The following is an 11,042-nucleotide window of genomic DNA, read 5'->3' as shown; positions in this document are numbered from 1 at the left end:
GCCGTGGCGCTCGGCGTGTTCGGGGCCGTGCTCGCCGTCGCCGGGCGCCTGCCGCTCGGGCCCGCTCCGCTTGCGGCCGCCTGGGCGGGCATCGTGCTGGGCAGCCTGCCCCTCTACGCGCTGGGGCTCGGCGTGGCCCTGCGCCTCGGCCGCAACGCCGCCATCGGCGCCGGCGCGGCGGGGGTGCTCCTCGCGTTCTTCTCGGTGGGCGGACTTGCGCACGGCCTCATGACCGGCCAGCTCACCGGTGCCCTGGCGACCCCCCTGAGCTGGGTGCCGCTCGCCTGGCCCGCGCGCCTGGGGTCGCTCGGGGTGGAGGCCTTCATCGACGCCGCACGCGCGGCGGGCCCTCTCCTCACGACTGCGCTCGCTGGCCTCGTGCTCACCCTGGCAGCCGACGCCGTCCTTCTGGCCTGGTTCTGCCGCTTCGAGGACGGGAGGGCAGATGCGTAGGAGGCCGCTCGCCGCCATGCTCGCCCTCCTCTCCGTAGCTCTCCTTCTGGGCGGGAATGCCCTGCTCGACGCCGGCTGGGGGTCGGCGCTGCGCTCGATCGCCGACCGCGTGCTGCCCAACACTGAGATCGCCATGTGGGCGCCCGCGCCCGAGCCCGGCAGCCACGCGAGCTCCTACGCCGACGCCACCGGGGCGGGGGCGAACTACGTCTACCTGGTGGACGCGGCGGACGACAGGGGCGATGTCCGAGAGCTCCAGCTCATCTTCTTCGGGCGGGAGTCGGACGGCGAGGGCTGGCTCGGGATCGAGGCGCACGGCGGCTCGGGCGTGCGCTTCCGCGTGTGCGACGCGGCCGAGGCACCCGCGGCTGCGCGCGGGGCTCTGGACCGCTGAGCGCGGCGCTAGTACAATTCCGACGAGAGTTTCAGGAGGTCAACATGGCGAGGATACTGGCAGTGGATGATGAACGGGCGATCCTCGACGCGCTCGCGCGCGTCCTCGGCCGCGACGGCCATGAGGTCGTCAGGGCGGCGGACCCGACGGCGGTCCCGGGGATGGACCTCTCGCGCTTCGACCTCGTGCTCTGCGACGTCATGATGCCGGGGCTCGACGGCTTCGAGCTCGTGCGACAGATCCGCCCGGACTTCGACGGGCCCATCGTCTTCCTGACCGCGCGCGTGGCCGAGGAGGACGCCGTGGCCGGCTACGGCCTGGGCGCCGACGACTACGTCCGCAAGCCCTTCGGGGCCGCGGAGCTGCGCGCCAAGGTCGCGGCCCATCTACGCCGTGAGCGCCGGCCGCGCTCGCACGCCCTCTCCTTCGGGGAGGTGCGGATCGACCTCGGGGCGCGCGGCCTCTCCGTGGGCGGCGAGGCCGTGCCGCTCACGCCCACCGAGTACGCCATCTGCGAGTACCTCGCGCGCCACCCCGGGCAGGTCATGAGCCGCGCGCAGATACGCGAGGCGGTGCTCGGCTGGGAGAGCGACGCCGACGATGCGGCCATATCCATGCAGGTCAGCCGCGCCCGGAGGAAACTCTCCGAGGCCGGCGCCGATCCGATCGCGACCGTCTGGGGGATGGGGTACAAGTGGCAGCTCTGAGGATCGGGGCGCGAGGTCGCGGGGGCATGCCGCTCTCCTTCGTCATCGCGCGCTACTTCGCCTACGCTTTCGCGGCGGTCGCCACGGCGTGGCTCGCCTCGTTCATGGTGCTCTCCGCGGCGATCAACGTGGGCTATGTCTACGAGGCAAGCTGGGGGCCGGCCAATGCGCGCGATGTCGCGGAGGGCCTGGCACGCGACGGCGTCTGCGGGCAGCAGGACGTGCCGACGGCCTACCGCTACCTCATCCTGAACAAGGACGGAAACGTGATGATGACAGACCTCGAGGGCACGCGGCTCGAGGATGCGACGGAAATGGCCCGTGCGGCACTCGCCGCGGATCCGGGCACAGTGGAGATCGAGGGCGGGGGCTCGGGCCTCACCTACGCTGCGTTCCCGCTCAAGGGCGGCGGGGCCTGCGCACTCGTCAGCGAGTACCTGCCGCAGTGGGTCTCGCGCGATCTCGCCGGCCTGCTTCCCAACCCGCAGAACCTCATGCTCGTCGGCGCCGCTGTGGGAAGCGCGCTCGCGCTCGCGCTCGTGGCGCGCCGTGCGAGCCGCGTGATCTCGCGCAAGATGGCGCCGCTCGCGGAGGCGGCGGGGCGCGTCGGCGCGGGGGAGCTCGACTTCGCGGTCGGCAGCACCAACGTACGTGAGGTGAACGACGTCCTCGCCGCGATGGACGCCATGCGGGCCTCCCTCGCCGAGTCGCTCGAGGCCCGCTGGGCCGCGGAGCGGGGGCAGCGCGAGCAGATGGCGTCGCTCGCCCACGACCTCAAGACGCCGCTTACCGTGCTGCGCGCCAACGCCGACTTCGTGGCGGAGGAGCTGGAAGATGAGAATGACAGCGACCTCTCGGCCGCCGCGCGCGACATAGCCGGCGGTGTCGAAAGGCTCGACGGCTATGTGCGCCTGCTCATCGAGGCCTCGCGCGGGTCCGGCGGGGCGGAGAGGGCCCCCATGCGGCCGGCCGAGCTCTGCGAACAGGTCCTCGCCGAGGCCGCCCAGATCGCCCGGGCGCGAGGCGTGGCGCTCGACGCGGCCACGGGCCCCGCTGTCGCGGACGCGCCCGAGGCCCCGCTCGACCGAACCGCCCTGGCGCGAGCCGCCGCGAACCTCGTGGCCAACGCCGCCGAGCACGCGCGCTCGCGCGTGGCGGTCTCCTGCGACGTCGCGGGCGGACACCTCGTCATCGAGGTGGCCGACGACGGACCGGGCTTCTCTCCCGCCGCCCTCGAACGCGGCTGCGAGCGCCTCTTCACAGACGACTCGTCCCGCTCCTCGCGCGACGGAGGCCGCCACTACGGGCTCGGCCTCCACGTCGCCTCCGAGGCCGCGAGCGCCCACGGGGGCTCCGTCTCGCTCGCCAACAGCCCCTCGGGCGGCGCGGTGGCCACCATCGCGGTCCCCCTGTGCGGGGCCTGACGAATCAGGCCCCGCACACTGGCATGCCTCGCAACCAAACGCCTCCCGGATAATTCATGAGGCCGTACTCGTATTCGAGCCTGTCTATCTCCGCGGCGAGGGCCTCCGTCATGTAGAAGGTTTTCGTGCGGCCCGTCGACTTCGCCAGGTGGTCGTACCTGTTCGAGAGGTCCTCGGGGATTCTCAGGACTGCGGTGGCGGTTGCCATGATGCACCTCCCGGTTAGATGCAATACGTGTATTACATTCTGTCACATCACCCGCACCGGCGTACGGCCGCATCTGCTCTTTTACCTTACCTTATGTCAACCGGCCCATGGTTGGCTTATTCAGCCGGATTAAATCAAGCATTAAATCAATCCAGACCTATAAGGGGCGGTGGAAATCCATTGAGGAATGAGGGCGCCGTCCCTAGGTCGGCTCCTCGATGGCCGCGGCTGAATTCCCCTGCCATCGTCTGCGTGGGTTCCGGCACGGGGTTCTGGCACTGCTCGAGTGGGGCACAAGGCTCGGCTGTCGGTCGTGCCGGACGGCATACGTTTTGAGACCGGCAAGCTGTTGCCGGCTCGAGGACAGCGGCCCGGTGCACCGGGCCGATCGATAGAGGACTCAGGTTCACAGCGCAGTTTCTTGGGGCTCGCATATATAGGAAGACTTGATCGGCAATCGATTTTAATGAAGTCGACAGCGCATGTCAGAGCTTTCAACAAACCGCAGGTAAATCCGTGTACCAAAAATTGGTACACGGATTTACCTGCGATGTTCATGCTTGGTCAAAAGCCCATCAAGCGATATATTCATTATTTTAATGCGCGCGCCTGAGCTTTTGGCTGAAGTGGCAGTCCGACCGCCGGCAGGCGGCCACGCTATGTCCAAAGGCCACGCCTACTCCCAGTGCCCGGCTACGTCGACGACCCAGTGCTGCCCGTCGAGTTCCTGCCGCAGGGCTACATCAGGGACGTCTTATTGGGGGACGACCACATGGAACCCCGGGAGATCAAGCTGTACGGCTGATCCATCCGTCAACAACATGTCAAAGCCCCAAACCCAACAGGATCGCGAACGAGGGGATGAATTGACCGCCCGGGTATTTGCGCCCGGGCGGTCAATTTTATCAACCATGGGTGCGATTCTGTGAGGCCATTTTTTTGGCATCCGCCGTTTGCTCCGGTCTCAACGCACCCATCGACCGTTCAGTTATCTTTGCGAACGCGACCACGTGCGCATTTGTCGAACAATCAAATGTCCGACAATGTCTGACGGAGCTGTCAGACATTCACGCACGAGCAGGTGAGCTTCGCGAGCGATTGTAGGCAACTAGTAGCCCCAGCTGCGTCTTTGGCGCAGGTTCGACGTCTGACATCTTGAATGTCTGACGTCGAACGAAGCTGGTTGATAACAAGCAGGTGGAATAAACATGGAGCCCGACACCTCTCGCGCAATCGGCGCGCGGCAAGGGTCTGGCCCATCTCATATGTTGCCAACGCTAACGGTGAACCTGAGCGCCCGGGCACATTCTTTGTTGGCTGAAACCGGCATAGCAACTAGCGGAAGGCATCATCGAAGGAGTGTGCTGGAAAGCACCCGTCTCCTTAACTGTTAGAAATGCAAGTTAATAATCTATGTGGTCAATATAATACCGTTGAACCAGCGTATCGATACCGCTCAGCCATTCGCCTCGCCCCCATCGCACGCATCTTCATCCGGTCTGTTACTTTTAATCTAACGATTCTTTGAGGAACGTAGGTGCTTCTGAATGTACTGTCGACTTCTTCTCAAACTGATCCTAAGAGACAAGGCCGCATGGATTTGTACGCTCGTTCTCGCCGCGGCCTTTTCCGTCCCCATTGCGTTCAATTCACCCATCTACGGGCCCTTCTTTATGAAACAGGGCATGCAGGGCTTTGTCGACGCATTCAATACGCGCGCGCCCCAGGCCAGCGGCACAGACCTATCTCCAGAGCAGCAAAATGACGCGGAGCTTGCAAGATACGCGAACGCCGCCCTTGCCGCTCAAACCGACGCCGCCTTTCTCGATTCTGCCGAGAGCTACTACGCGCTCATGGGCGAAGGCTTCCAATCCGGGTCCATCGTGGGAGACCGAGAGACCAATGACGCAGCGCTCGCATATTGCCGTGCCCTGAGCAGCTCCGGCATCACGGATATCCCGGCCTCCGCAAACGACCTGCCATTCCTTTCCTTCCTGCCTTACGCCATTGCCACGGCGCCGTCTTTCCTTCCCTTCATCCCCTTCCTTCTCTCGTCGATACTCGTGCTCGGCGCCACAAGGCCTGCGACCCTGGCGGCGAAGGCGCCCGTGCCCAAATTCCGGCGCCTTATCCAGATCGTGTTTTCGATAATCGCCGCGGGGACCGCGATGCTCCTCGCCGGCCTCGCACCCGGGGGCATTTACGCCTTGGCCCTAAACGGCTTCGGGCAAATTGGGTACCCGATCGCCTTCTTCCATGACGGCGCGCTTGCCACCACGACCGCGGGAAACGTCTTCACAGCCCTGCTTCTCGCGCTGCTTGCGGGCGGAACCTTGATATCCGTCTGTTCCGTCGTCCTATCGACCGCAACGAGGCGCGTCCTCGCGGGCCCCCTTACCTCCGCGCTGCTTGTCGCGGCCCCGGCATTCCCGTTACTGTCCGATTCGGCACTGGAGCATAACGCCGCGCTCAATCTCCTGCCGCTGGCCGTATTCTCGCCTATCGAGGCAACGGGTTACGTAGGATGCTTCCCGACAGAATTCATTGGCTCCGGTTCAGGCAGCGCATCGATGCTTGCCGTGGCCCTGGCATACGTCGCGGTCTTTTTTGCGGTCGGCGCCGTTGCGACACGTTCCCCCAAACAGCCTGGACCCGCGAAAAAGCACCATGGGCTCGAGCTTCTGGACGCGAGCGTGGGATACGGAAGCACGACGATACTTTCAATCGGGTCGCTTTTCCTGAGCCCGGGAACGGCGGCGGGCCTCGTTGCTCCCAACGGCTCGGGGAAAACCACCCTTCTTGAAGCGCTGTCGGGCCAATTTCCCACCCGCATCCGCTCGGGAAGCCTGGCGGCAGACGGAATCTGCCAACGTCGATCAGCCGAATTTGCAGAACTCGTCTACCTGAGCTCTTCGGGCAGCGCGGATCTCTACCCCACGCTATCGGCCATCGAGCACCTTGCTTTCGTTAGGGAGGCGTGGAAATCGGCCGCCGACATCGACTCGCTCTGCAGCTCCCTCGGAATCTCCCCATATCTCGACAAGCCGACCCGTAAACTCTCGACAGGAATGAAGCAGCAGGTAAAGCTTGCCATGGCGATAGCGACCGATTGCCCGTACCTCATCCTCGATGAACCGCTGAACGGCCTCGATCCGGGAAAGCGGAAAACCTCCTGCGACGCGATGCGCAGCGAGGTGGCGCGGGGACGCAGCGTGCTCATTTCAAGCCATCTACTCGACGACCTGGCAGACCTCACCGACTCGTTCTACTTCATCGAGGCCGGCACGCTCGTGGAAAAGATCGAGTCGTCCTCGCAGACGCTCAAGCAGGAATACCTCGATACATACGAGGGAGATGAATGACATGATAGGCAAGAGCTACGTAAAGATTGTAATTGTTGGCCTTGCAATCGGTCTTGCAATGGTGCTATGTGCATCATTTGCGAGGTATAGGTCCGAGCAGTCGTTCATCGATGGCGCTGAAAATGGGTTTGGCATAGACGGGATGTATGTCGACGATGGCGCGACCAGGACGTCTATGGCGATTCTTGCAGGCGAAGACATGGAATGGCAAATCTGTAATGACGATGGCTCTTGTCTGAGTGGTCGTTTGGGCGCAACGAGCGACCCGAATTCGTTCGATCTTCTCGACAATGATGGAGCGGATTGCGGTTCTGTTCACCTTTCATATGCATCGCGAGATGGGATGGACGGCATCCTCTACGTCTCCCACGAAACTAACGATTTCAAGATGCGCAGAACTAACCGAGCGCCGGCTTTTATCGAGGAGTGAGAATTCCCGGCGGTCTGCCGATCAGGCCGCCGGGGTATCGAACCCCGCATTCATCCGTACACACACGGATGAATGCGGGAAGTGTCCGGATGAAATTGATAATCAAGGAAACAAAGCCGTTCTGCCTGGGACGGCTTTGGCTTGGACTTTAACTACAACATCGCAATCGACACTTATCAGCTCGCGCAACGCGCATGGCCAAATCTCGGACGCTGGTGCATGGAGGACCTTCGAGATTTACTGGACATCCAAAACGACGACGCGCACCGCGTGCTCGCCGACTGCGAAGACGAGATGGCTGTCTACAATGCGATCAGAAACGGCGTGAAGTCCGGAGAGCTTTCTGTGGAACCGCCGCGCCGTCGCGCGAGCCGACCGGGCAACCCGGGCAATCTGGTCCCGGCTCTCCCGGTCGTATTCCTACGATATCGCCCCTAAATCACCAATGTGTCAGATAAAGAATGATGCAATGGTTATGATCAAGCATACGGCGGATGCGACGACTGCGCCTTTTTTCCTCTCCTTTAGTCCGACGAATAGGGTTGCCGTAAAGTAAAGGGCGGAAAGGCAGTCTATGGCAAGCAAAACGAGTTCCTTGGGCGGTTTCAGCAAAAGGTCGCTAGCAAAGAGTAATGCAAGCAGGGCAAAGCCGATTGTGACCAAGTATCTCGATTGATTTTGCGACAGCATGGCAACCTCCTTTTAGAACATGCAAGTGAAACGTCGGCACGATGTCATTGCGGTTGCAAACAAGCCGCCGCCAGGACCGGTTGTCACGAGACCGGCGATAACTTCAGCGGTGCCAGCAAGGTAGGGATCGCGCAGGCAAGCCTCCTCCTTCGCGTTCAGCTTGACCTTGTGAGGGACGGTGCGGTTATTTGCAAATCCGTGAGAATCGCACCACGCCTTGGAATATGAATCCGTGCAGCGTCCGCGCTCAAAAAGGGATATATCGTAATTTTCGTCGTAGTTGTCTCCGACGTAGATCTCGCTGCTCTCGGCGGGAGACCCCTCGTCGGCATAGGCTGCCGCAACGGGCACAAATGGTGTCATGACAAGGGAGAGGCAAAGAGCTGCTGAGACGATGGAGAGCAGGCATTTCTTCATGGCTGGCTCCTTAATCTGGCCTTTGATAGTTACTTGATGTCGCCTCCTTCCGCTTTATATCCGTTGTATTTGGCGTATTTCTTTAATAAGGCAAGAGGTTCTTCCTCTCCTTCGGATAAGCCGATGATGTTTCCTTGATCATCCAGTATGAATACGGACGGAATATGCTCAAGTTCATATTGGTCATACACGGTCTTATCTTAATCTATGTATATGGGAAAGTCTCCTTCATGGACCGAGGCTTCTTCAATTGTGCTGTCCTCGGAAACAGTGAAAAGGTTCTTCCTTAAGGCTGCGAAAATATCAAGTTGTTGCATATCTTCTATGAGAGATTCGCAGTGCTGACACCACGATGCCCAGAACATCAAGATATTTTCCTCATTAGGTTTTAGCTTGTTAAAATAATTCACGTTTCGGCCGAGGCTGAAATTTTGGCCCATTTTAATGGACAAAGATGAGGGATAAGCATCGTGTTGCGGTTTGATATTGACGGCGATTAAGGCGGCGAAACACGTCAGAGTCGCCAGAGTCAGTAAGGCGATAACGCATTTTCTCGGTTTCCAGCTCATGACAGATCCCTCTCTCATGGTGAAACGCATACGTTTTGAAACGCGAGTATATTCGACACCTGACCTGTAGGCGAGATGCGTATCATGTTCGTAAGCCGCACGTCGCTTAGGTTCGACTGTTCGGTTTGAAACGCCTCCGTCGTTATCTATCATGGGGGCTTCAACGACAATGCTCTGAGCGTAACTGCGCCAAGATGGGCCGAATAGTCCGCTCTGCAGCTGGTACTGCGGAATCGCATGGGGCCCGAGCATTAGTCCGACCCAATGCGATACCTGATTTTTTTAACTACCAGTTCAGAGATTGAACCGAATCACAATGGCGCCTTACAGCTTCGGAAGTTCCGCGTCTATCGTAGACAGGACTGGATTGTCGGAAACGCTGGTTTGAAGCCGCTTGTCCGGCAGCGCCGCCACGATCATCGCGGCACTCGCAGGCGTCGCGAACACGATTATGAAGGCCAATTTCAGTCCTTGGTCCTCATATCCCTTGTCCATTGCCGCTTTGACAATAAGCTGCGCTGAAAAATAGCAAGCTATGCCATAGCAAACGATTAAGGCCAAAATGATTAACCACATGTGTATTCCCTTTCAATTCGGAGGCCTCTTAAAACGCAAAGCGCATGGATGCCGTCGATAAAAGCCGATATCTAGTCATCGGGGGTATGGAATTCAGCCGATGCCGACGTCTCCCCCGTGTCGACGAAGGCATGGACGTAGGAACCCCCCATCGACCACGAACCGATCTAAGTTAGAGACGTCTCGGGGTCATCTGTGCGAATATTCACGATATCCTTCGTACTCGCTCTAATTTAGTTCCGAACGCAGCTGGGCGGCATCGCCGTAGCCCGCCTCGACGAGCTCGTCTAGATATTCCAAGCTCAGTAAATCAACGTTGTCATAGTGGTCCTTCACATACTTGTATTCCACCCTTAGGGCGTCGGAGATGCTGCCGGCCTTCTTGTACCACTTGGCAGCCATTTCCAGATCGCCGTCTTTCTCAAGGGCCTCTGCATTGGAAAGTGTGGACTTCACCTCCATCTCCGCCGAGTCGCCGTAGGGGGCAAGCGACTTGAATTCGGTATACGCCTTCCAAAAGTGTCCGCCCTCGTAAAGCGAGGTGGCCTCTCTGTACTTCATCTCGTTTCGTAAGTCTCCGATAGCATTGACTACTAGCGGGCGGCCTGCCGTTAGAAAGAAGATGAAAAGCAAGGCGAGGACCGCGGCGACGCCTAGCAGCTTCTTCCGTCTCTTTTCCGATTTCGGCTCTAGCACGGCCAGCTTTTCCGAGCATTCCTCAGCACGCGCCTCGGCATCCTTCCATCCAAGAACGCTCCCGAAAAGCCTTCTGGCTTCCCTCAGGTTTTCGATTTCCTCCTCGCCTGAAAATAGCGCGTCCGCTTTGTCGTATACGGATTGAGACCATTTATCCGCCGCTTCGCACAGGGATTCTTCGTCTTGCAAGCTCGATAGAATATCTTTATGGCACCCGCACTCGCGACAGGTTTCCCGCCAGACGTTTATGCCGCCGCACGCACACACCCACCATCCCTGATGGAACTGCGCCTTGCCGCCGGCGATTCGACTGTCGGCATGCAGTTCCTTCAGCTGGCGGTCCCTCTCGGTCATCGCCTTCTCGATCATCGAAAGCGGTTCGCGCTCGGGCGCTTCGGCAGGCTCTCCGGTCGAGTGCCACTTCCCTTGCTGGGAGTCGATTTGAAGCAGCTTGATGAAAACGGACTCGACGTCTCCCCTCGGCAGCGCCGTTGCCTTAAGGGCTCCCTGCTCGCATTGCGGCAGGTCTAAGTCTAGTTCCGAAAAGGGGACATAGCCTCTGGACCCATCGGCATAGTCGACATGGGCGATTCCGGAGATGGAGTTCAAGATATCCGCTGAGAGATTCTCGATCTTTATCTGCAGATAAGCCTCAGAGGTGTCGACGTTTCTCGCGACCTGGACGACCGTTACCATCGCCGGGCATCCAGGCTCCCATTTCAGCAGACTCGAATCCCCGGACCAGTCATCCCTGAAGACAACTTTATAGTTACCCAATCACCTTACCTCCTGTATTCGCGGCTTTTGGAACGGCTTAGGCAATAAGACGGTTCCCACCAGCTTTCCAACTCAATTTTACTTACGCTACCTGCGAATTTGTTGAGCAACAAATTTGGATATGCGAGTGGTCGGTTAAGCCGCGCAGGCGTTGGACTAATTATTCTTTGCCGCTGCGGCGAGACCAGCGCAACCTTTTGGGATAGTCCTACGCTCGGCAATGCATCTACAAGCCCTGAGCGAAGGGAGTGTCGCATATGTATGCAGCGGCGCGGAACCTTCGGGGGGTGTTCCTATAGTTTTGTCAACTGGGAAATGCTCTCCGTGCGACCGAATCGC

General features: G+C 60.0%; 12 protein-coding genes and 1 pseudogene. 7 read left to right on the top strand and 6 right to left on the bottom strand.

All coding sequences use genetic code 11. The features are described from left to right. From DW112_RS09965 to DW112_RS09600, 4 genes and pseudogenes are all read left to right on the top strand, one after another. Nucleotides 1–453 (top strand): annotated as a pseudogene (locus DW112_RS09965) (lantibiotic ABC transporter permease); the annotation flags it as partial. Between the two features lie 16 nt (nt 454–469). Beyond that, a complete protein-coding gene (locus tag DW112_RS09610; protein WP_147351848.1) occupies nt 470–847 on the top strand; it encodes a hypothetical protein in 378 nt (125 codons plus the stop codon). Nucleotides 848–891: 44 nt separating this feature from the next. Next, complete coding sequence (locus DW112_RS09605) at nt 892–1,554, top strand: response regulator transcription factor (RefSeq protein WP_118328848.1); 663 nt, start codon at nt 892–894, stop codon at nt 1,552–1,554. Nucleotides 1,555–1,580: 26 nt separating this feature from the next. Continuing rightward, nucleotides 1,581–2,978: a sensor histidine kinase KdpD gene (locus tag DW112_RS09600; protein WP_118328847.1), complete on the top strand. Its 1,398-nt coding sequence runs from the start codon at nt 1,581–1,583 to the stop codon at nt 2,976–2,978. A gap of 4 nt (nt 2,979–2,982) precedes the next feature. Here DW112_RS09600 and DW112_RS09595 read toward each other — a convergent pair whose 3' ends face one another. After that, the gene (locus tag DW112_RS09595) at nt 2,983–3,186 is read right to left on the bottom strand and encodes a ribbon-helix-helix domain-containing protein (RefSeq protein WP_118328846.1); all 204 of its coding nucleotides are present in this window, start codon (nt 3,184–3,186) and stop codon (nt 2,983–2,985) included. A 1,547-nt stretch (nt 3,187–4,733) separates the two neighbouring features. Between DW112_RS09595 and DW112_RS09590 the strand changes: the two genes are divergently transcribed. The 3 genes from DW112_RS09590 (at nt 4,734) to DW112_RS09580 (ending at nt 7,416) form a co-directional block, all read left to right on the top strand. Beyond that, a complete protein-coding gene (locus DW112_RS09590) occupies nt 4,734–6,548 on the top strand; it encodes an ATP-binding cassette domain-containing protein (RefSeq protein WP_118328845.1) in 1,815 nt (604 codons plus the stop codon). 1 nt (nt 6,549) lies between these two features. Then, nucleotides 6,550–6,978, top strand: coding sequence for a hypothetical protein (locus DW112_RS09585; RefSeq protein ID WP_117636016.1), 429 nt, complete (start codon nt 6,550–6,552; stop codon nt 6,976–6,978). Nucleotides 6,979–7,119: 141 nt separating this feature from the next. After that, nucleotides 7,120–7,416, top strand: a complete 297-nt coding sequence (locus DW112_RS09580; protein WP_117636017.1) for a hypothetical protein — start codon at nt 7,120–7,122, stop codon at nt 7,414–7,416. Nucleotides 7,417–7,428: 12 nt separating this feature from the next. Here DW112_RS09580 and DW112_RS09575 read toward each other — a convergent pair whose 3' ends face one another. The 5 genes from DW112_RS09575 to DW112_RS09555 all read right to left on the bottom strand — a co-directional run bounded on the left by DW112_RS09575 (nt 7,429) and on the right by DW112_RS09555 (nt 10,703). Then, a complete protein-coding gene (locus DW112_RS09575; RefSeq protein WP_117636018.1) occupies nt 7,429–7,668 on the bottom strand; it encodes a hypothetical protein in 240 nt (79 codons plus the stop codon). A gap of 12 nt (nt 7,669–7,680) precedes the next feature. Continuing rightward, on the bottom strand, nt 7,681–8,085 hold the full coding sequence (locus DW112_RS09570; protein ID WP_117636019.1) for a hypothetical protein: 405 nt from the start codon (nt 8,083–8,085) through the stop codon (nt 7,681–7,683). Between the two features lie 200 nt (nt 8,086–8,285). After that, nucleotides 8,286–8,807, bottom strand: coding sequence for a hypothetical protein (locus tag DW112_RS09565; protein WP_128620603.1), 522 nt, complete (start codon nt 8,805–8,807; stop codon nt 8,286–8,288). A 171-nt stretch (nt 8,808–8,978) separates the two neighbouring features. Continuing rightward, on the bottom strand, nt 8,979–9,230 hold the full coding sequence (locus tag DW112_RS09560) for a hypothetical protein (protein WP_117636021.1): 252 nt from the start codon (nt 9,228–9,230) through the stop codon (nt 8,979–8,981). A 228-nt stretch (nt 9,231–9,458) separates the two neighbouring features. Further along, a complete protein-coding gene (locus DW112_RS09555) occupies nt 9,459–10,703 on the bottom strand; it encodes a hypothetical protein (protein WP_118328844.1) in 1,245 nt (414 codons plus the stop codon). Nucleotides 10,704–11,042: the final 339 nt, after the last annotated feature.

The sequence above is a fragment of the Collinsella sp. AM09-41 genome, assembly GCF_003473245.1.
GTDB lineage: Bacteria > Actinomycetota > Coriobacteriia > Coriobacteriales > Coriobacteriaceae > Collinsella.
Note: the sequence above shows the minus strand (reverse complement) of the source record. Positions and strands in the feature narration are given on the sequence as shown.

Excerpts from the sequence above, each read along its gene's own strand:
- DW112_RS09610 (WP_147351848.1), top strand. The coding sequence starts at position 470 with ATGCTCGCCCTCCTCTCCGTAGCTCTCCTTCTGGGCGGGAATGCCCTG.
- DW112_RS09585 (WP_117636016.1), top strand. The coding sequence starts at position 6,550 with ATGATAGGCAAGAGCTACGTAAAGATTGTAATTGTTGGCCTTGCAATC.
- DW112_RS09565 (WP_128620603.1), bottom strand. The coding sequence starts at position 8,807 with ATGATAGATAACGACGGAGGCGTTTCAAACCGAACAGTCGAACCTAAG.
- DW112_RS09595 (WP_118328846.1), bottom strand. The coding sequence starts at position 3,186 with ATGGCAACCGCCACCGCAGTCCTGAGAATCCCCGAGGACCTCTCGAAC.
- DW112_RS09590 (WP_118328845.1), top strand. The coding sequence starts at position 4,734 with ATGTACTGTCGACTTCTTCTCAAACTGATCCTAAGAGACAAGGCCGCA.
- DW112_RS09570 (WP_117636019.1), bottom strand. The coding sequence starts at position 8,085 with ATGAAGAAATGCCTGCTCTCCATCGTCTCAGCAGCTCTTTGCCTCTCC.
- DW112_RS09605 (WP_118328848.1), top strand. The coding sequence starts at position 892 with ATGGCGAGGATACTGGCAGTGGATGATGAACGGGCGATCCTCGACGCG.
- DW112_RS09560 (WP_117636021.1), bottom strand. The coding sequence starts at position 9,230 with ATGTGGTTAATCATTTTGGCCTTAATCGTTTGCTATGGCATAGCTTGC.
- DW112_RS09575 (WP_117636018.1), bottom strand. The coding sequence starts at position 7,668 with ATGCTGTCGCAAAATCAATCGAGATACTTGGTCACAATCGGCTTTGCC.
- DW112_RS09600 (WP_118328847.1), top strand. The coding sequence starts at position 1,581 with ATGCCGCTCTCCTTCGTCATCGCGCGCTACTTCGCCTACGCTTTCGCG.